The organism is Gimesia sp. (genome assembly GCF_048262075.1).
GTDB lineage: Bacteria > Planctomycetota > Planctomycetia > Planctomycetales > Planctomycetaceae > Gimesia.
Genome location: NZ_JBLXFK010000011.1, coordinates 150,254 through 170,704 on the forward strand (window position 1 = coordinate 150,254; position 20,451 = coordinate 170,704).

Genomic DNA, 20,451 nt, shown 5'->3' on the forward strand with positions numbered 1-20,451 from the left:
GATTGATCCTTTAGTGTAAGCAAATGATTCGCTTCGGTTATAGATCGCGCCTCTCGGGTTGTCAACAAAAACAAAACCAGACGTCTACGGGTTGATCGCGCGATAGTATTCGATCATCGCATCTACTTTCTCTGTTTGTGGATGCAGAGAACCCCAGCGAAAGACCATCACCCCGGTCGACGGCTGTCGTGTACCATGATCCAGAACAGAATGAACCTGTTCGACGGGCACCGCTTCGCCCCAGTCCGAGAGTTGGACGATTGGCCAGATTTTGAGCCGATCTCCCGGTTCACCTTTAATATCCAGGTATTTTCCCAGCCAGGTGGTTTGGCGTGAGATCCAGGCAGGATCTTGCGGATGATTGAAGCGAGCGTGATAAGGCATGATGCTGAAGACATCGATATATTTTGCCTGTTTTTTCAGGTCGATAGCCAGTTTGTTTTTGAGCGCCCCGTTGAAATCAGTTTCGGACCAGGGGCAGTGAAATGTTCCCAACAGTGCCTCGGGGCGTGTTTCATTGATGATCGAACGGAATTCGCGGACCCAGTCGGTAAAGACATCACAGCGCCACTGTACCCAAGCTGTCTTCTGTTTTCCCAACAGGATCTGCGAGAGTTCCGGAGTGGAGGCGTCAGGCAGAGACACGTTGGTTTCCTGCTGAAATTGATTCAGGCACCGTTTGCAAAAACAGGTATCAGGCATATCGGGAACAGCACGTTCCCAGCTGGCGTGGCTGTGGTGATAATCAAGCCAGATCCCGTCGATCTCATATTCTTTAAGGACTCTGCGGAAGTCATCCATCCGATATTTACGATAGCCGGGGTGTGTCGGGCAGATACCCTGCCAGCCCTGCGGCGCAGGTGAGATTTTTCCGTTGACGCCAATCGGGGCAGCATCCGGATGGTCTTTGAGATAGTTGGCAACGTGCATCGTATTGAATTCGGCAAAGACTTGTGCGCCCTGTTGTTTCATCTCCGCGATACGCTGATCTGTTAAGCTTCCCGAGCCCATGAAGATGGCATTCACGCCCAGTTCGGGCAGCTTCTTATTTTGTGCCAGCAGTTGTGTCGGCGCACCGCCATAGATGCCCCGGATTTTGATATGCGGTCGTTTTTCAACCTGGGCAAAAGTAGCTTGCAATGGTGAAAGAGCCCCGGCAATGACGACAGTCAATGTGATCAGTGAGTTTGGTAATCGGCTTGACATACGTTTGTTTCCTCTGGATTGGTTGTAGGTCAGATTTCATACGATCATGCTGCAGAATCTGAATAAATCAATATCAGTTTTTGAGACAATCAGCCAGCCATTGGCGGGCCCTGGTACGTTCGGGGATGTCTTTCAGAACCCATTCATCGGAATGATTGGGATAGGGAATTGCCATGAACGTAAACTGTCCTTTGGTATCGGAGTCGTTGAGATAATCTTCTGTGGCGCGGGTTGACTTTTCCTGGGTGATGAATTGCCGTCGGCTATCAAGACGGGCCAGGCGTTTGCGGGCGGAAATGGCATCGCTGTCAGAGTAATTCCATTTTCGCACGCCATCATAGTGACTGTGTGGCAGCATGGCGTTCCAGAGGGCTGCGATTTCCTCGTCACGCAGGCCGATATAATTGCAGGCGATGGCACCGCGGGAGAATCCGGTCAGGATTATATTCTTGGGATCACCGCCGAATTCCCTGCAGATCCGGGCGACGGTCTGTTTACAGTAGTCTGCAGTCGCATCAGGATTGCCCCACCACTTAAGAGCATGTTTGCCAGTCTGGGGGTCGACGAAAGGCAGACTGACCCAGATCATCCCTTTCCCACCGGACAAGCCATATCCCAGTTTACAATCCTGTACCCTTCCTTTGCTGACATCATTCAATGCATTGGAATAGCCGCCGTTCCCCGGGAATTCCACGATCACCGGATATTTATTTTCCGGTTTCCAGTCAGAAGGCAGAAAGAGAGCATGTGCGATTTCAGTCTGTTCGAACCCTGGATTCTGCTGCCAGACCCGTTTACCAGGCTGTGGTTTTTCTTTTGTGACCCGGGGTACCTGCAGGTCATTGGGGATGCTATGAATATTGACCGGTTCTGTGGCCGAAAGTCTACTGGTGACTTCGCATTGCAGCAGTAACAGGACGACTAGTTTGATACATTTATTGACTGACATTCTCAGATCCGATCCTGTGTTAATTCTTTTGAAACGCGGTAGCCTGCGGATCTCCGCCCGCTTTGAGATAAGCCAGCAGATCGAGAATTTCTTCCTGCGTGAGTACATCAATCAGATTCGCGGGCATCGGCGATGTTTTGGAAAGGATCGATTCTTCAATTTCTTCCCGGGCGACAGGAACCGTTGTTTGTCGAATGGGATCAGTTTCCACTGTGATTGTAGTTTTGCTGACACCGACGGGACGCCCGGTCACAATTTTTCCGTTCGTGAGGACATACACGGTATAAAGATATTTTTCGTCCATGATTTTGGAAGGAGTGAGAATCGATTCCAGTATGGCGCGACTGTCAAACCGTTTGCCGACAGTCGTCAGGTCGGGGCCCACCTGTGCGCCGGTCGAACCGATACGATGGCATTTCAGGCAGTTGGCGGCCAGTAACGCCTGGCGTGCACTTTTGAAGGAACGCTTTGACGAAGCCGCAGACAGATGTGGCTCCAGTTTGCTGAGCGTCCATTCCTGTACTACCGGGCGAGCGGGAACCAGTTCTTCTTCAACCAGTGGTTTATCGAGGGCGGCGATCTCTTTGTTGAACTGTTGTCGCTGCTGTTCAGAGAGTGTCTGCAGAAAATCTTCACGGATATCTCTCAGTCGTTCGGTGAGTTGCTTGCCGCCCGTAAATGTGCGGGCGTGGGCCAGCCAGCTGAGAAACTGTTGCCGTTGATCTTGAGTCCAACCTTGTTTTGCATTTGTTAAAGTGCGTGCTGCCCGAATCTGCTCTTCCTGTGTTGAGGAGTCAGTGAGCAGCGTTAATGTCTGCGAAACGGCGTCACTGTCATTTAAATAAATCAGCAGGTCACCAAGCAAATGATTTGCGCTGCTGCTGACATGTGGATAGAGGGGGCTGAGTCGTTTCTGCAGTCCATTTGCCTGGGCTTCGGTGGGAGAACCAAGTCGAACCAAACAGAGCTGGTAAGCTCGCAGCAGGGCGAGCAACTGTTGCTGTTCGAGCAAGCTTAAATCGATGCGGTTCAGTGCCTCCAGGACGGCATCCCGGTCTTCAGCGGTTCCCTGGTGGCATAAGGCGATCAGACCCGCGATGGCAGCAGTGGGATCGGTTTCTGAAGTCGCCCGTGACCGCCAGCGGGAAACATCCTGGTTTTCTATCGCTCGACGCGCAGCAAAGCGAAGCCAGCGATCCTCGCTGCTTAAATGTTTCCAGAGTGTGTCGATCTCAGGGACCGGGTTGGCGAGATATTGTTCCACGTCTCTTCTGAGCTGCCGGGCAGAGGCTGCCTGTTGTGTGATTTGTTCGCTGATATTGGGGGCTTTGGATTTCGTTTTCTGGCTCGGCTGCGGAGTCACACGGTACAGCCCGGATTGTGAACCGCGACCGCCGGTGATGAAGTACAGTGCGCCGTCTGGTCCAAACTGCAGATCACAGACATTGAGCGGGCCACCTTCCAGAAAGACTTCGTACTGGCAAGTATAGGTGGCTCCTGTGGGAATCAGGTCAACCAGCAGGATGCGGCCGTTTTGCCAGTCGGCAATATACATCGCCTGTTGGAAACGGTCGGAGAAACTGCTGTCGGTTCCAAAGACCATTCCTGTCGGAGAACCCAGGCCCGTATTCAGTGTCGAAGGCAGACTATCGGCGTAGTATTCAGGCCATTTGCCGGTTCCCCACCGCCAGCCATATTCTCCGCCGGGAATGATATGATTGATGCGGGTCGGGCGGTACCAGGGTTGCCCGATATCCCATTCCATGTCCGCGTCGTAAGTAAACATTTCCCCTTCCGGGTTAAAAGCGATGTCAACCTGGTTACGAAAGCCGCCCGCAAGAATCTCCCATGTCTTCCCGTCAGGATCGGTTTTCAGAATATAGCCTACACGGTTGTCCTGACCTGCGTCGTGTGGGTTGGGCAGGAGGTGATCGTTCCGGGGATTGCGGTAAGGGGAATCGGGGGAGACACCTTCCGGGAAAGCAACGTCATTGCCGACGACCAGATAGATGTTCTTATCAGGGCCGAGCACGATCTGATTATGTCCATGTCCGAAGCGGCTGCGGTAGTCCATTTTTTTCAGGAGCTGTCTCTGATCAAACTGATCATCGCCGGTGGTATCTTTCAGGCGATGCAGTCCCTGCCCATTGGTTTCACTTACATACAGACTGTTATGGGCATACAGAACGCCGCGCGGGTGTTTGAATGTAGAATCGATTTTTTCGAAGCGGGTTTTCGCTGGATCGTTACTTAACGTGATTCGACCCAGTCCTACATCATCGAGCCCGAGGATGATTCTGCCCTGGTCATCAAAGGTCATGCAGATCCAGGAGCTTTCGTCTTTTTGTGCAGATCGTAACAATTCAACCTGGAAGCCGGGCTGAACACGAATCGAGCTGACAGGAGTGGCCTGTGGCTCTGCAGCATTCAAAAAAGACGGCAATACAAACATCAGCAGGAAAAAGTTAAAACGATGACGCATGGCAGATCTTTCGGTTTATTGTAATGTGAAGTCTGAAATGATCGTCCCGGAATTATTTCTGTTTCCATTTCAAGATGGCGAAGACCGGTCGATGATCGGAAGCCAGGGGTTCGTCGATGACTTTGGTCTCAATCACTTCAAAATCAGCAGCCGGTCGATAAAAAATATAATCGATACGCGACCGGGGTTTGGTAGAAGGAGCCGTGGGTGTGGCTGCTTCATCAATGGCATTGGTCCACTGTTTCAGAAGAATCTGAATCGGTTCCGCGTCGGGAGTGGCGTTCATATCCCCTGCAAGGATAGTGGGGATGTCAGAATCTAAAGTGAAATGCCGGTTGATCGCTTTGGCTTCTTCGATACGGTCTTTCGGCAGATTATGTTGAAAATGCGTGCTGATGAATCGAAGTGGTTTACCATTCTGGCCGCGGACAGTTACGATGATGGCACCTCGCGGGTAGGTCACCAGTTGCGGGGTACTTTCCGTGTAAGGCAATGGCTGGATCATGACATCAAGAATCGGCAGTCGTGTCAGGACGGCATTTCCGAACAACCCGCCTTCGTAATGTTGAGTCGGCCCGAAGCGGACGGCCAGCCCTGTGAGTTCTGCCAGTCGTTGTGCTTCATGGACGCGTCCGGAGCGTTTGACGCCTACGTCGACTTCCTGCAATGCAACCAGATCCGGCTTAGTCTGTTTAATTACTTTTGCCAGCCGGGCAACATCATATTTTCCATCCGTCCCCTGTCCATAATGAATGTTGTAACAGAGAACCCGTAGCGTCTGTGTCTGTTCTGCTGCCGATGATTGCGATGCGAGAAGAGTCAGCACGAGCATACCGAAGCATGCGGTTGACAGCAGCATCAGATTGCGTTTCGGTGGTTTCTGCATACGGGCTGGTTCCTCTCTGAAATTCATTGAGTGATTGGCTCTTTCCAGGGACGGCAGAGCGGTAAGTCGCATTCTTCACTATGAGAAAACCACGGCCTGTCGTCAATCCTTGAGCATCATCTGGTGAATTTTAACCAGTCAGATTCCGCTTTGCCAAAGGGGTGTGTGCCTCAAGCGTTACATGGTTTTTCAGGAAAATATTGGATTTGAACAAAATAATTCAATGTCAGTCCATTCTATTTCCCTGTTGGCCTGCACAGGTAAAAGGTTCATTTTTTCTGATAACAAATTACTTGATAAAATTACGGTAGAAATTCTGGTTAGGAAAGTTTGGACTGTTACCAGTTCCCTGAGTCAGCTTAGTTTGAGTTCAGGGCTCCAAGTAAAATGACTAGAAGCAGCTGAGAAACAGGGGTTCTTCTCAAGAACAATCTCTTAAGTTCATGATCCAATCTGATTCGATTGTGGAACGGCTCAGCGAAGATCGCGAAGAAGATTTCATTTTTCGGTCATGTAATCTTAATAATCCACCGGTAAGATTCTCAAAAATTCGGAGTGCGAAGTCTTCTTCCCCCGAGCCTTGGTCAGTCAAGACCGACACCGGCAGCAAAGTGCCTTGAAACGCTGAATCACTCGATATTTTTCATTCTTCACTTTTGAGGGGATGCTTGATGCTTCTTCGCTTTTCGCGCCTTGCCGGTGCGCGTGCTGTTAAATCAGCACCACGTCGTGGATTTACTCTGATTGAATTACTGGTGGTGATTGCCATCATCGCAATTTTGATTGCGTTACTTTTACCCGCAGTGCAGCAGGCACGTGAAGCCGCCCGTCGCAGCAGTTGCAAAAACAATCTCAAGCAGTTAGGGATTGCGTTACAAAACTATCATGACACACATGGTGTATTTCCTCCCGGTGGTGTCATCGGAACCTGTGCCGGTACGCCTCCGACTAACCTTTCCGGCAGCCAGGAATGCAGCGGACAGAGTATGGGCGGGAACTGGATGGTGTTTATTCTGCCCCAGATGGAGCAGAGTGCTCTGTGGGAAAAAGCGGCTCCCATTTTGAACACAAACAATCCGCTGGATAGCATGAATAACGTCTTTGGACATTTTTCTCCAGTCGCCTATCGTTGCCCCAGTCATCCCTGGGACCGTCGCAGTAATGTGGCATTTCGGGCCCTGGAACACATGTCTCGTGCCAACTATGGTGCCAACTATGGAGCAGGCAATCTGACGGAATCTTACAGCAACCTGACGGGTGGCGTATTCACAATGAACTCTTCTGTGAGTATTCGTGATATCAAGGATGGTACTACCAACACCCTGCTGGTCAGCGAACTGGTCTATGCTAACGATGTGACTGCTGATGCCCGGGGTGCCTGGGTTTATTCCGGTATGGGCGGATCCGCCTTTAGTGCTGGTCGTGGTCCGAACAGTACACTTGCTGATATTCTGGCAAGCTGCACGACCTCGACTGAGCATCCTTGTACCGACGGGAATGATGGCACCCAGATTGCCGCTGCACGCAGCATGCATGATGGTGGTGTGCAGGTCTGTTTTGTTGATGGTTCCGGCCGATTCATTTCGGAAAACATCAGCCAGACAATCTGGAATGCACTGGGATCACGTGCCGGTCGTGAAGTGATTGATAACTTCTAGGCACGAACCTTTGAAGATCTGCCCTCTGCAGTGTGATGTTCAGAGTTGTCACTCACAAAGAGACTGAAACATTCCTGCAGGCAGTATTATCTCTCAGGATTTGTCCTGAAAGACTCACAAGCCTGAGTCGAGGAACGAACTGAAAATCATTCCTCGACCTTTTCTAAATGATTCGATTTTCGGAGAGACTAGAGATGAAAAAATTAATGTTATGTCTGTTTTGTTTGACCTGCCTGGCTCTGACAACTTCAGGTTGCTCAGGAGAATCTGAGGAAGGTGTCACCGGTGACACGACTCCGACTCCCGAATACACAGATCCCTAAGCCTCCGGTAAGTTTTGCTGGATTCTGCTTAGGCTGACTCACTCTACATGTGAAAAAAGTCGTTTTCACTGGCAGAACTGAAAAACTTCAGTCTGTCAGTGATTCTGTTCTTTCAAAAACATTTTTCGAGATCGGGGGAATGTTTTATGAGAACGTTTTTTGTCCTATGTTTTTTTATTTACGAAGGAGAGAATGATGCAACGCTTACTGTCATTAGTTAAGCCTGTGAATCAGACTTCCAGAAAACGCCGTGGCTTTACTTTAATTGAGCTGCTCGTCGTTATCGCCATTATTGCCATTTTAATCGCGTTACTCTTACCCGCCGTGCAGCAGGCTCGTGAAGCAGCCCGTCGCAGCAGCTGTAAAAACAATCTCAAGCAGTTGGGACTGGCGTTACAGAATTACCATGATACGCACAACGTATTTCCTCCGGGTGGAGTGATCGGTCCCTGTGGTGGTACTCCACCGACCAATCTGACAGGACTTCAAGAATGCGGCAGCGGGCAAAGTCTGGGGGGAAACTGGCTGCTTTTCATTTTGCCTCAGATGGAACAAAGCGCTCTGTGGGAAAAAGCTGCCCCTGTTCTTAATGGGCGAGATCCACTGGATTATATGAACAATATCTTTGGGCATTTCTCGCCCGTTGCTTATCGTTGCCCCAGTCACCCCTGGGATCGGCGCAGCAATGTCGCTTTCCGGTCGATTGAGCACATGTCCCGTGGAAACTATGGGGCCAACTATGGTTCAGGAGACCTCACTGCTTCTTATAACAATACCACCGGGGGTGTATTCACAATTAATTCTTCGGTGAATATCCGGGATATTAAAGATGGAACGACCAATACCTTTCTGGTTGGTGAATTAACCTATCTGAACGATGAGACTGCCGATGCTCGTGGTGCCTGGGTTTATTCCGGTATGGGCGGATCCGCCTTCAGTGCAGCTCGCAGCCCGAACAGCAAGACAGCTGATATTCTGAGTAAATGCGTCAATACTACAGAAATGCCTTGTACCGAGGCCAACGATGGAACTCAGATTGCTGCAATGCGAAGTCTGCATGATGGTGGAGTTCAGGTCTGTCTGGTTGATGGCTCCTGCCGTTTCATTTCAGAAAATATCAGTCAGACGATCCTGGAGGCTTTAGGTACCCGGTCGGGTCGTGAAGTCATCGATAATTTTTAATCAGTCTATTTTAAAGGTATGAGTGCAAGCTGTTAGATATCACAACCGGAGAAGGGATCAATCGCCACTCTCCGGTTGTTTTGCTTTCCACTGACGAAGTAATCGCTGTCTGAGTTGTAGTGGAATATCACTCTTGTCACCCGTACAGTGATTCTGTTCCAGTCAGGAAAAATACCTGTTGTGGGTTTAGTCTGCCTGCGCGAGGTCGTACCATGATATTAAATAAATCAGTCCAAGTACTTAAATGATTTTAAAATTACAAGGAAAAGTAGATGAGTCGATTGCTTCTTTCAAGAATCGTACTGGGAGGCCTGCTGATTGGTTCCGTAGGTGGAACAGCAGAGGCTGAATCAAAAACTGGGCAGACCGCTACCGGCTATGTTTTTCAGGATGTCAACCATAACCGGAAACGAGATCCTGGTGAGCAGGGGCTGGCCTGTGTGCGTGTCTCCAATGGTCGTGAAGTCGTCTGTACCGATCAGTCAGGAAAATATGAACTGCCAGTGAGTGATGATACCATCTTGTTTGTCATCAAACCCCAGGGCTGGCGAACCCCTTTGAGTAAAAACCTGACACCCGAGTTTTACTATATTCATAAACCGGCAGGATCCCCGAAATCAAAATACCCGGGTGTCAAGCCGACAGGGCCACTACCAGCTTCAATTGATTTCCCCCTATATCCACAAAAAGAGCCGGAGCAGTTCCGGGCTCTGTTTTTTGGTGATCCCCAACCACGCGACCAGAAGGAAATCGACTACATTGCGCATGATGTCATTGAGGAACTGGTGGGCACAGATGCTTCGTTTGGTGTAACGCTGGGGGATATTTTATTCGACGATCTTTCCCTGTTTGAATCGCAGGCCCGGGGCGTCGCCTTACTGGGGATTCCCTGGTATAACGTGATCGGAAACCATGACATCAACTATGATGCCCCCAATGATAAGCTGAGTGATGAGACCTTTGAACGTGCTTTTGGTCCAGCTTATTATTCGTTTGACTATGGACAGGTGCACTTTATCGTGCTGGATGATATCGAATGGATCGTTCCAGAAGAAAACAAAACAAAAGAGATGAAAAAGAAAGGTCATTATGAAGGCGGACTCGGAAAAGAACAGATCGAGTTTGTCAAAAATGACCTGCAGCAGATTCCCGCAGATCAACTGGTGGTTTTGATGATGCATATTCCACTGGTAGATGTGGAAGATCGTCAGGACCTGTATCGTTTAATTGAAAAACGACCGTTCTGCATGTCGATCTCCGGTCACACGCACCATCATGAGCATCGCTTTATTACTAAAGAAGATGGCTGGCGTGGCCCAAAACCACATCATCATATTATCAATGTGACTGTCAGTGGCAGCTGGTGGTCGGGCTCACCAGATGAGCGGGGAATTCCCCATACAATGATGGCGGACGGCGCCCCAAACGGATATTCAATTATTTCGTTTGACGGTTCCGAATACGATCTGGATTTTCGGGCCGCCGGTCGCGCTGCCAGTTATCAGATGAATATCCTGGCACCCGAAGAGGTTACTGCAGATCAGACGGCTGAGACCGAGATCTTTGCTAATATTTTCAATGGTTCAGAACGCTCCAAGGTGGAAATGCTGATTGGAGAATCCGGTAGCTGGACGACCATGGAACACATTGACGCAATCGATCCCAGCTTCAAAAAACTGTCTGAAGCAGAGAATGCATTGGAAGGTAAGAAATATCGTGATCTGCCCAAAGCAAAAAAATCAACCCATCTCTGGCGGACCAGGTTGCCCTCAGGCTTAAAGCCGGGAACACATCTGATCCGGATTCGTACAGTGGAAATGGATGGTGACCAGCATCAGAGCGGACGCGTGATTCGTGTTCTACCTGCGAAGCCGGCAGAAAAGACGGCTTCGACGACTGTCACTGAAAAATAACAGAGTCATGCTGAATTTAAAGTAACAGGGGAATGCGATTTTGTTTCGCATTCCCCTGTTTGTGTATTAACTCTCGGGAGTGTTAACGCTGGGAGACCATGACCTTATTGACTTTTTTGTGACAGGCGATGCAGGTCATCGTTAAATGCAGATAACTGAGCGAAGCACCATCCAGGTTTTTCTCTTTGGCAAATTTGATCACTTCTTTTGCAGATGAGCGGAATTCTTCACTCTGTCTGGCAAAAATGGGACCTTCAATAACCTGCCACTCGGTAGCATTGCTCATCTCAATCATCCGCTTGGCTCCTTTCTGCATCAGGTCGTAGTCTTCTACCATCAACCCCTCCAGAACCTGTTGCGAACTGGTCAGCTTCTCACGCATGAATTTACTGAGTCGTTTTTCTCCTTCTGTTTCCTTATCATCACCTTCCTGATCGCATTGATCTGGTGCAAAGGCATGCGCTACCCGAATTTCTTCAGAACCGATTCCTGCGACCATCAGTAAAAATCCACCAACCAGATAACGGAGAGTTTTGGACATAGCTTGGGCCTTTTATTACAGTTGAAAGTGAAGGGGATTACCAAATAATATAATCGGATCGCTTAGTCTTTTATTGTACTGGAAAGACTCTCATTTTTTCAATGCTGTTTTAACAAAGCAGGAAATGGATTCTGCCATCAATCTGTTCTGCAGGTCTGCTAACATCGCAGCGTGTGTTTGTGCCGTGTTCGTAATATACTCATACTAAAGTAGAACTGATTACAGAATCATCACCCGTGAAGCTTAAGGACCTTGTGATGAAACAAAAAGACAAGCTGCTCAGTGGAATGTTCATTCTGGCTTTTCTCGGCATCACCTGCCTGGCGAATCGTGTGGATGCGGCTGACCGTCAACCGGGTGATCACCCCAATTTGATTGTGATCATGGTGGATGATATGGGGTACGCCGGCGTGAGCTGTTTTGGGAATCCTTATTTCAAAACGCCCGAGATTGATCGCCTCGCTGCAGAAGGGATGAAGTTCACCGACTTTCATTCTTCGGGCACCGTCTGCTCTCCCACGAGGGCCGGCTTGTTAACAGGCCGCTACCAGCAGCGTGCAGGGATTGAAGCGGTCATTCACCCGGTCAGCGAGCACCCCGAACATCGTAAAGGTCTGCGCAGGAGTGAGAATACATTCGCCGAACTCTTAAAGCAGGCGGGGTACCGAACGGGCCTGGTCGGAAAATGGCATCAGGGATATCCCCATAATTCCGCGGAATTCCATCCCGATAACCATGGCTTCGATACCTTCGTCGGGTACCACAGTGGCAATATCGATTTTATCAGCCATGTCGGAGATCACGTCAAGCACGACTGGTGGCATGGACGCAAGGAAACACAGGAAGCAGGGTACTCGACTCATCTGATCAATCAGTACGCGCTGCAGTTTATCAAAGAGAACCGGGATCAGCCGTTCTGTCTCTATCTGGCACATGAAGCCATTCATAATCCCGTGCAGGTCCCCGGCGATCCGGTGCGCCGTAGTGAAGCCGAAGGCTGGAAACGCTGGAAACCAGCCAGTGAAGCTGAACGCATTGAGAAATATCGAGGCATGACACTGCCCGTGGATGAAGGCGTCGGCCAGATCCGCGAGTTTCTGGTCGAGTCCGGCCTGGATAAAAATACGTTCGTGCTGTTCTTCTCGGACAATGGCCCTTCGCGTGACTTTCCCAGTGGCAGTCCGAAGTGGCGGGGAGGCAAAGGCTCGGTCTATGAAGGCGGACATCGGGTGCCCGCCATCGCCTGGTGGCCGGGAAAAATTCAGGCAGGAACCGAGACCGATATACCTGCGATCAGCCTGGATGTCATGCCAACCTTACTGGGAATCGCACACGTGGAAATGCCGAAGAATCGTCCCCTGGATGGCGTAGATCTTTCTTCGGTCCTGTTTCAACAAAAACGTGTTGCCGAACGTCCGCTGTTCTGGGCATCATTGTCGAATAACGGCAGTCGTTCCGAAGCCATGCGCGAAGGACCGTGGAAGCTCATCGTGCAGCATCCCCGCGCGTCGCCGGGTACTTTTGAAAATGAAAAAGTCGAACTCTATCGGCTGGATCAGGATCCCGGAGAGAAAAAGAATTTGAGTAAGGCTGAATCGCAGCGCGCCTCCCGCATGCTGAAACAGCTTAAAGACTGGTATCAGGACACCCAGAACACGGCCACATCCCAACCGGGAGGCTGGTTGAAACAGGGGAGTTAAACGTTTCTCATTATTCCGGCAGTGTAATTTCAAAAGGCAGCATTTTCAGTTTGTCGTCTTTAGGAATAAAATAGGGAATGAACTCCGCCAGCAGTCGACTCTGCAGGTTCTCAAACATCTTAGTGCGTGCAGCCTCTGCTGTAGCATTTTTCAGAAAGAGTACACTGGGATTAATCGCGACTTTATTTGACCAGAGTGTTTTCTGTGTTTCCTGATCAATCCACGATAGTTCGAACAGGGCAGCAGTCGTTTCCAGTGTTTGCCCCGTAGCGACCTGCCCCAGCGGATTCTCTGCAGTTCGTTTAACATTTTTGGCAAGTTGTAATGTATTTCCCGCCTGTTCCTGGTATTCGATCTTGAACACAATCGGTTGGTCGGCGGCGACTTGAAAGCCCTCCGTTTTCAGTCGCTGGGTGATGACGTCACTGAGGATCGATTTAACTTCATCCGGTTTTCCAAACTTGATGTTACCGACATTCACTTCCAGGCTGACCTGCTGACCGGCACCGAGATATGCTGCAGTCTCACTGTCATAGGCAGACAGTGATTGCTGGATCTCATGCTCGGGCAAGGGAACTGATACCAGGAATGGTTTTCGATCCAATAGGAGTTTGCCATTCGCATCTTGCAGAGCGCTCTCTGTTTGTGCAATCAGGGAATCCTTTGTGAGAATGACCGGGCGGCGTCTGATGACATTCGGTACCGGTTTGAGAGCCCATGTGACTTTTTTTCGCTGGCGGTCAACAAATAAGGCTCCATATAGCAACCAGCCATCACCGGCAGGATTCCACTCCAGCTTATTACCTTCATAGTCAGGGTCGCTGAGTGCGCCTTGCAGATTGCCGGGCATATAAAACTCGTTCGAGACTGTTCCATCTTTCAGGTTGAGCGTCCAGATTGAAACTCCCTCTATATTATGCATCAATAAGGCCAGTTCAGTGCCGTCATTCGAGATACTTTTTCCTGATATCGTGAGGAAACTATCTGTAATATTCGATGGGTCTGCCGCTTTGAGGAGTGGAGGCAATTCAATTTTTCTCACCTGTTCCAGCGATTTTAAATCATAGACAGTTATATTCCGAAACTTCGCTGTGATGAGATATTTTCCACCGGGTGTGATTTGATAGTTGTAGGAAATGAAATCATTGACGTTGGGTTTAGCAAGGTCTTCTTTTTTGATTTGTTTTCCAGAATGGAAATCCCATAATCCGATTTTTGTGTTAAAAGAATTATTTTCTTTGGTCGAGACTTTTGCAAACACCGTTGAGGGACCGCAGAATTCGTATTCTGAAACTATCGCTCCAGCTGGTCCGGCCTCCCATTCAGCAATCACTTTGCCGCTTGAAACATTGTAACTTGCCAACTTTGGGATATCGGTTTTTGTGTTATTGATTCCTGCCAGTATGAATTTCGCATCGGGGCTGAGCTTGATCTGATGGTCATAATATATATTTTCACCTGGTACTTCGAGGCTCAATGTATTCACCTCTTTTCCGGTCGCCAGATTCCAGACTGAAATTAATGGGATGGGTTGTCCTCTGGATTTCAACCCTACATAAGGAGAATGAACGTAGGGGACAATGAATTTGTCATCTAGATCTTTCAGATCAATCGAAAGCTGAGGATCAGCAGTCCAGTTGGTGGATTTGCGGGGTGGGTCTACCAGCGAAACCCAACCACCAGATGCAGCAGTTCCGGTCTCTGCGCTCCCGCCCTCGACATTTCCAGCACCTCCGTTTCCCGCCACATTGTTCTGCCCGGGATCTTTACCTCGGAACAGCAGGAGCCCCAGACCGATGACTACAAGTAGCCCGACTCCCGCGCCGATCGCGTAGATGGTGGTGTTCGAACCCCCTTTTGACTTCTTCTGCTTCGAGGACCCGGTGTTTTTTTTGCGTCGGGGGCGAACAGGCTCGACATATTCTTCCTCGAAATCTTCTGAGTCTCCCGCTCCAGCGGCTGGGACCCGCATCCTGCTGCCACACGATTTGCATTTCAGTGTCTGTCCCGCTCTGTCGTCACGTACTTTATATTCCTGGAAACAGGTTTCACAGTCGAATTGGATCATGCTGTTAATTTCTAATGGATTTTATCAGGAGCGATGTGAGATTATATTTTGTGAGCATATAAAATTATGGGAGATTATTTCTTGAACTCAAGTTTAAAATCGAAATTGAAATCTCCGTTTTCCTTAAAATATTGTGAGTCTCTCTGACTTCCGTCTCCCATCAGCGACTCAGTCACTGATCAGATTCGACTTGACACCCGCCTGCCGCTGCCGAGGATATGCGCCAAAGTGAGTCGCGCGCGTGCCCAGTTTACAGAGCACTGAAACACGGGCCACTTGTTCTGACTCTTCACTAGAAATGAGCCTGTTTTTTCCAGATTTCCACTGGCTGAAACGACACCAGTTCGTGATGTATGCCTGCGGGTCGCCGCACATCGGAGTCTTTCACCATGGCACCACCACTGCTCACACCAGTATCGTGCCCCTGTCAACAAACATCGCCACCCGATTCTATTCATCTCCCTTGACCTCCACGCGCCTCTGCATAAGATTTTACTTCGATCAATGAAAACAGACTGATCCTGGTACCAGCGATCACAAATGACTCATCAGAGAATAAAATATTGAAAACATCCATTACTCTAACGAGTTCCCCATTCTGAAGTCCCACACAATAATTTCGTGTTTTTTCATACTTTTCGTGGTAGCAAAAAACATTTCACCGTGTGCCCGCTGACGGCTGGCCCGACCGTACCTGCTCTTCCAGGCACAACACACATTTCATTTTATCCCAATACAGCTTTTCAACCTCAGATAAACAATCTGAACCAGTCTTCTAAAATTCGCACGAAACTGGGATTGCAGTGTTTATCGTAAAACGATAAAAGTTCGCCGTCTTACATTAAAACCCTTTGGAAAGGATTCCTGAGATGGCTCGAAAAGATCGTACCAGTGTCATTTGCCGCATCCTGTATTATCTGTGTGCGCTCTCACTCTGGCTGCTGCCTGCATTTTTACTCTGGGTCTGGTTTTGTGCCGACCGGATCGCCGCGCAGAACGGGATGATTCCGGTGAAAGCCATTCCACTGCCGCTCCCGGTTTCTACCAAGGTGGGTATGGTTCTGGTCTCTGTCTTGCTGCTCGCACCCACTTACTGGGGCCTGTTCGCGCTACACCGTTTTCTTAAAGCCTGTTGTGCCGAAGATTACCTGGGTACGCAGAACAGCCGCCTGCTCAAGCGCTTTGCCCTGGGGCTGATGGGCACCGCTTTTCTTTCTCCTGTCTGTGGCGCTGCTCTGAGCGTCTTATTGACGATGCATAATCCACCCGGTCAGAGAATGCTGGCAATCAATCTCAGTTCGAATCAGATCGTCCTGGCGGCAGTCGGAGCACTGATCTTTCTGCTGGCAAATCTGTTAAAGCGGGCCAGCCTGATCGCGGAAGAACATGCCCAGATTGTTTGACCGCTGGTCTGATCTGGGACATTCAGTTATAGTGGAATGAGAGAACGCTACTGCTTCGGAAAGTTAATCAAGATATCATGCGAATTTATATTACCCTGGATGTAATGCTGGCGAAACGCAAGGTGACTTCCCGCGATCTCGCGAAGCACGTGGGAATCACCGAACAGAACCTGTCGCTGCTGAAGTCGGGAAAAGTAAAAGGAATTCGCTTTGCGACGTTGGAAAAGATTTGCGAGTTTCTGGAATGCCAGCCAGGCGATATCCTGCAGTATTCAGCAGCAGAAGAAGAACAACAAACAACAGGCCAGGCAGCCTGAGCAGGAGAATGATTTGTGAAAGTGCACGGCGTGCTGGAAACAGCCATTTACGTTGATGATCTGCAGGTCGCCATCGACTTTTATCAGCGGCTGTTTGAATTTGAAATCATGGCAGAAGACCAGCGGTTTTGTGCCATGAATGCCGGCGATCGCAGTGTGTTCCTGATCTTCAAACGGGGCGCGACGCACACTGCCGCTCATCTGGAAGGGGGCGTCATTCCACCTCACGACGGGGATGGCCCTGTGCATTTCGCCTTCGCCATTGAACGTGACGACTTCGAAAAATGGGAAGCCCGCCTGGTAGCCGACGGCGTCGAAATCGAGAGCCGCGTCAGTTGGCCCCGCGGCGGAGAAAGCCTCTACTTCCGCGACCCTGACAACCACGTCCTCGAACTCGCTACCCCCGGCATCTGGCCCATTTATTGATGTCAGCTGCTGGAATATTAACGATTTTATGATGAAATTCGATTTTGAAGAGAACACGAAAAGCACGAAAGACACGAGATTACTTGCTGGATCTGGATTGTGTTGTAGTGTTCCGTGGGTGGTCCCGAATGGAATTCGGGATTGCTGCAGGCAACAGGAAGTGGCAGTGCTCTTGGTGTCTGTTTCTGGGACGTGCCTCATCTTCTCAGAATGCTCATTTCTGGATGGAATGTGTGAATAACAACCTTCTTCTCATCGTGATCGGCCCTCTGTAAGGAAATCGAATGCCGGTTCAGCTCGCTGGTTTATAAAGTCTCGTTCGGGATTTCTCTCGATCTCTTCCAGATTTGTTGCTATACTAAAGTTCTGCAGCATTGTCATCCGTTCGTGTGCGAATATTTCAGGAGAGAGGCGATGAAAGCCCGGTTCTTTGCGATTCTCATGCTTCTCTGTTTTGCATGCAGTTCTGTTGTTGCAGACGATGTGATTTATCGAGTCACAAAACATAAATTAAAAGTAAATCCGATTAGGATATCGGATGTGCAAAATCGTCATCAACCGATTGTGACCAATAAATTCGTCGGTGCAAATCAACGGACAGCTGTGAAGGTTGTCCCAAAAGTACCCGCACAGATCTTTCCCGCTCAATCACACCAGCAAACATCTCGTCTCCGCAAATCTGCAGGCTATGATCCCGATTTTCAATATCGCTGTCCCTGGGCCTGGTCAGAATTGCGTCGCGAAATCAGCAATGCCGCGAAATACGAGCGGCGTCCGTCGCAGACACAAAATCAACTCCCCCTGCATGGCGGCGCGTTGAATGTTAGTGCGTCTCATAATTAACCAAAGCGCCTCTCAATCTATTATATCCGGTCCAAATGACTCTGGAGACGCTACACTAAAACTGGACACAGTCTGAACTGGTGAAATAGGGTACAAATCATCTGGACAGAAATCGTGTTTTCTGTTACATCACGGCTCCGAATGGCGTTCTTTTTCAGGCCCGATGATTTCAGGAGGCTTACGATGCTCAAACCGTTTTTGACAGTCGTTTTCTGCTGTGCATGTTCGTCTCTGTTCGCAGAGGATGTGCCTCAAAGCGTTTACGAAATGGATTCCTTCGAGACTCCCGTTTTACAAACGGTCGTAGAATCTCTGATTCCCTTTCCCGAACAACAGATTGCTGAAACGACCCGCGCGCGGACTGATGGGGACGCCAGTCTGCTCTTTCAGGCGCAGTCTGTCCCGCTTCTCCCCTTCTATGAGTCATACGATGCCAGTCAGTTCTACGACCGGATGCGCCGCCAGTTGAATACGGTACACGAATATTTCAATCCTGGTACTCCGCAGGAAAACAAAAAGCTCGCCGCAGCGGCCGGAGCCTTCACCATTTCAAAAAAACTCGAAGCAGCCTGGGAACGTTTGAAATCCGACTACCAGGAATCCGAAGAGAAGTATCGCCTCCTCAATCTCTACTATGGGGCGCGATACGTCGATCGACCTTAAGCTCTCTCCCGTTCATGCTTGAGATGGAATACCTGTCTCCGCATGCTGGGGTTCAATTGGAAACACACACACGCAGGCCGATTAATCAGTGTGATTCCAGAACTGAGTTCAAATCTGTCAGTAACGTGAAACCGGTTTTGCAGGGAGACAGACAACCTTGCCTGAAGAAGCACCCGGGGTACAGGATTTATTTGATCGTATTGAAAAAATACGTCCTCATGCGATTGCGAAAAAAGAGATCGCTTTTCGATCGGCTGGGGTGAAATATGCGAATAAAGCGGATCTCATTTCAGGTAATGGTGCCAGTTACTTCGGAGGAAGATGGAACCCTCAGAGCTTGAGAGCAATCTATGGATCTCTTAGCGTGCAAACTGCGGTCAGCGAGAGTTACCAGACGTTTAACAAATTTGGATTTGATAAACAGAGTATTCGCCCGCGTGTCATAGCGGGGTTCGAAATTAAAGTGAAGTCTCTTTTAGATCTGACAGACGCTTCGGTTCGCCGAAAACTTGGATTTTCGCTTACCGAGTTGCTGGAAGAAGATTGGCAGGCAATTCAAGACCAGGGAGAGGAATCATGGACGCAGGCGATAGGTCGTGGTGCGTATCTTTCGGGCTTTCAGGGATTGCTGGTACCATCTGCACAAGATCGCGGGGGACAAAATGTCGTTATTTATCCTGATGCCGTCGTTTCTCCGAATTATATCAGGTTGATAGCAGAAGATGATTTACCACCTCACCCCTCTGACTGGCCATGATCGTGCAATAATGCATGCAAAAGTGCTTGTCAGGTTCTCGGGTAACGATATAATAGCTTTAGAGCTGTTTGAGCAAGGGAAAAGGTAATTTGATGACTATCAGATCAAAAAAAGCACCAAAAAAACAATACTATAATATTCCTGGGTTGTTTGGCATTCGCGTGATCGTATTTCAAAATGAAAACAAACTCGAGCTGCGTCATATGTTAGGTCTACCAAGAGACAAGTTTTCCCGTCTGGTCAATGTTTCTGTAAGAGCAATCGCCAAGGTCGAGTCTAATAAAGAGAAAGTAGAAAAACTTCAGCGTAACTATATAGAAGTGAAGCGACTGTGCCAGGCATTGAGTGAAGTGGTGAACCCGGATTGTCTGGGGGATTGGTTTTATACTCCCAATGAAGCGTTTCAATCTCGAAAGCCGGTAGAGGTTATTGAACATGGTGAGATCGACAGGCTCTGGGATATGGTTTATCGGCTGAGTTCCGGAATTCCTGGCTAACGCTCGGTTAGTTTATTGTCATCGATCGCCCTTAAGCACTCTTCTGTTCATGTCTGTGATTGTATACCTGTCTACGAATGCTGGGGGTCAATTGGAAACGCGCACGCAGGCTGACTTTCAGTACAATTCAAATGTAAAATTTCGGTTTACTAATCGAAATTCTCAGTGAAGTTTAAGACCTGGAATAGAAGGAAATGTTAGATGCGATATTCTAAAACACTCGCCTGGCTCTGTGTCTGTGTGCTGTGCATCAGCTTGCTTTCCACTTCACAAGGGAACCAGTCTCCCCAGTTACCGAAAGAAATTGCCACGTTGAGTGTCATTCAAACTCCTGAGGGGCCTCAATTGAAAATTAAAGTGGGTGACCTGGTCTGCACAACTTCGCAACTGACGGTAAGCCGCAAACAGGAAGAGCCGTGGACCGTTAAACCAGTCAATGGCCAGGTCGAAATGCGACGCGGCGAGTCGGTCACGAAAGGCCCGTTCATCAAAGCATTAATACAATTCTGATTATCACCACCAACTCACTCACCAGCGGCGACTCAGAATTCATGACCGTTATCTGAGTTTGTGGAATCACATTTTAAGTTGTGATTGACGACCACTACCGGCTATAGTGAAAAAAACTGATAATCAA

18 protein-coding genes are annotated in these 20,451 nt (G+C 49.1%); 12 read left to right on the plus strand and 6 right to left on the minus strand.

Translation table 11 applies throughout. The features are described from left to right. Nucleotides 1-84 precede the first annotated feature (84 nt). The 4 genes from ACN0YH_RS20305 to ACN0YH_RS20320 form a co-directional block, all read right to left on the minus strand. Nucleotides 85-1,206: a hypothetical protein gene (locus ACN0YH_RS20305; RefSeq protein ID WP_417381413.1), complete on the minus strand. Its 1,122-nt coding sequence runs from the start codon at nucleotides 1,204-1,206 to the stop codon at nucleotides 85-87. A 73-nt stretch (nucleotides 1,207-1,279) separates the two neighbouring features. Then, nucleotides 1,280-2,155 (minus strand): hypothetical protein, encoded by an 876-nt coding sequence (locus tag ACN0YH_RS20310; protein WP_417381414.1) that lies wholly within the window; start codon nucleotides 2,153-2,155, stop codon nucleotides 1,280-1,282. A 19-nt stretch (nucleotides 2,156-2,174) separates the two neighbouring features. After that, nucleotides 2,175-4,637, minus strand: coding sequence for a heme-binding protein (locus ACN0YH_RS20315; protein ID WP_417381415.1), 2,463 nt, complete (start codon nucleotides 4,635-4,637; stop codon nucleotides 2,175-2,177). 52 nt (nucleotides 4,638-4,689) lie between these two features. Then, nucleotides 4,690-5,523, minus strand: coding sequence for an endonuclease/exonuclease/phosphatase family protein (locus ACN0YH_RS20320; RefSeq protein WP_417381416.1), 834 nt, complete (start codon nucleotides 5,521-5,523; stop codon nucleotides 4,690-4,692). Nucleotides 5,524-6,194: 671 nt separating this feature from the next. Here ACN0YH_RS20320 and ACN0YH_RS20325 point away from each other — a divergent pair. From ACN0YH_RS20325 to ACN0YH_RS20335, 3 genes are all read left to right on the plus strand, one after another. Continuing rightward, nucleotides 6,195-7,181 (plus strand): DUF1559 domain-containing protein, encoded by a 987-nt coding sequence (locus ACN0YH_RS20325; protein ID WP_417381417.1) that lies wholly within the window; start codon nucleotides 6,195-6,197, stop codon nucleotides 7,179-7,181. Nucleotides 7,182-7,696: 515 nt separating this feature from the next. Next, the gene (locus ACN0YH_RS20330) at nucleotides 7,697-8,686 is read left to right on the plus strand and encodes a DUF1559 domain-containing protein (RefSeq protein WP_417381418.1); all 990 of its coding nucleotides are present in this window, start codon (nucleotides 7,697-7,699) and stop codon (nucleotides 8,684-8,686) included. A 272-nt stretch (nucleotides 8,687-8,958) separates the two neighbouring features. Next, entirely contained in the window at nucleotides 8,959-10,599 is a 1,641-nt protein-coding gene (locus ACN0YH_RS20335; protein ID WP_417381419.1) for a calcineurin-like phosphoesterase C-terminal domain-containing protein, read from the plus strand. Between the two features lie 82 nt (nucleotides 10,600-10,681). On the opposite strand, the gene ACN0YH_RS20340 is transcribed toward ACN0YH_RS20335, so the two are convergent. Further along, nucleotides 10,682-11,140 carry a hypothetical protein gene (locus tag ACN0YH_RS20340; protein ID WP_417381420.1) on the minus strand — a complete coding sequence of 153 codons (459 nt, stop codon included), beginning with the start codon at nucleotides 11,138-11,140 and terminating at the stop codon, nucleotides 10,682-10,684. 257 nt (nucleotides 11,141-11,397) lie between these two features. Here ACN0YH_RS20340 and ACN0YH_RS20345 point away from each other — a divergent pair, with 257 nt between their 5' ends. Beyond that, nucleotides 11,398-12,840 carry a sulfatase-like hydrolase/transferase gene (locus ACN0YH_RS20345; protein WP_417381421.1) on the plus strand — a complete coding sequence of 481 codons (1,443 nt, stop codon included), beginning with the start codon at nucleotides 11,398-11,400 and terminating at the stop codon, nucleotides 12,838-12,840. Between the two features lie 10 nt (nucleotides 12,841-12,850). On the opposite strand, the gene ACN0YH_RS20350 is transcribed toward ACN0YH_RS20345, so the two are convergent. Further along, the gene (locus tag ACN0YH_RS20350) at nucleotides 12,851-14,908 is read right to left on the minus strand and encodes a hypothetical protein (protein ID WP_417381422.1); all 2,058 of its coding nucleotides are present in this window, start codon (nucleotides 14,906-14,908) and stop codon (nucleotides 12,851-12,853) included. 869 nt (nucleotides 14,909-15,777) lie between these two features. On the opposite strand from ACN0YH_RS20350, the gene ACN0YH_RS20355 reads away from it, so the two are divergent. The 8 genes from ACN0YH_RS20355 (at nucleotide 15,778) to ACN0YH_RS20390 (ending at nucleotide 20,324) form a co-directional block, all read left to right on the plus strand. Beyond that, nucleotides 15,778-16,311, plus strand: a complete 534-nt coding sequence (locus ACN0YH_RS20355; protein WP_417381423.1) for a DUF2975 domain-containing protein — start codon at nucleotides 15,778-15,780, stop codon at nucleotides 16,309-16,311. Between the two features lie 77 nt (nucleotides 16,312-16,388). Beyond that, nucleotides 16,389-16,628 (plus strand): helix-turn-helix domain-containing protein, encoded by a 240-nt coding sequence (locus tag ACN0YH_RS20360; protein WP_417381424.1) that lies wholly within the window; start codon nucleotides 16,389-16,391, stop codon nucleotides 16,626-16,628. A 15-nt stretch (nucleotides 16,629-16,643) separates the two neighbouring features. Continuing rightward, entirely contained in the window at nucleotides 16,644-17,054 is a 411-nt protein-coding gene (locus ACN0YH_RS20365) for a VOC family protein (RefSeq protein ID WP_417381425.1), read from the plus strand. A 540-nt stretch (nucleotides 17,055-17,594) separates the two neighbouring features. Beyond that, nucleotides 17,595-17,897, plus strand: a complete 303-nt coding sequence (locus tag ACN0YH_RS20370) for a hypothetical protein (protein WP_417381426.1) — start codon at nucleotides 17,595-17,597, stop codon at nucleotides 17,895-17,897. A 183-nt stretch (nucleotides 17,898-18,080) separates the two neighbouring features. Then, the gene (locus tag ACN0YH_RS20375) at nucleotides 18,081-18,560 is read left to right on the plus strand and encodes a hypothetical protein (RefSeq protein WP_417381427.1); all 480 of its coding nucleotides are present in this window, start codon (nucleotides 18,081-18,083) and stop codon (nucleotides 18,558-18,560) included. Between the two features lie 157 nt (nucleotides 18,561-18,717). Next, complete coding sequence (locus ACN0YH_RS20380) at nucleotides 18,718-19,317, plus strand: RES family NAD+ phosphorylase (RefSeq protein WP_417381428.1); 600 nt, start codon at nucleotides 18,718-18,720, stop codon at nucleotides 19,315-19,317. 92 nt (nucleotides 19,318-19,409) lie between these two features. Next, the gene (locus ACN0YH_RS20385) at nucleotides 19,410-19,814 is read left to right on the plus strand and encodes a hypothetical protein (protein WP_417381429.1); all 405 of its coding nucleotides are present in this window, start codon (nucleotides 19,410-19,412) and stop codon (nucleotides 19,812-19,814) included. Between the two features lie 201 nt (nucleotides 19,815-20,015). Continuing rightward, complete coding sequence (locus ACN0YH_RS20390; protein WP_417381430.1) at nucleotides 20,016-20,324, plus strand: hypothetical protein; 309 nt, start codon at nucleotides 20,016-20,018, stop codon at nucleotides 20,322-20,324. The last annotated feature ends 127 nt before the right edge of the window (nucleotides 20,325-20,451 follow it).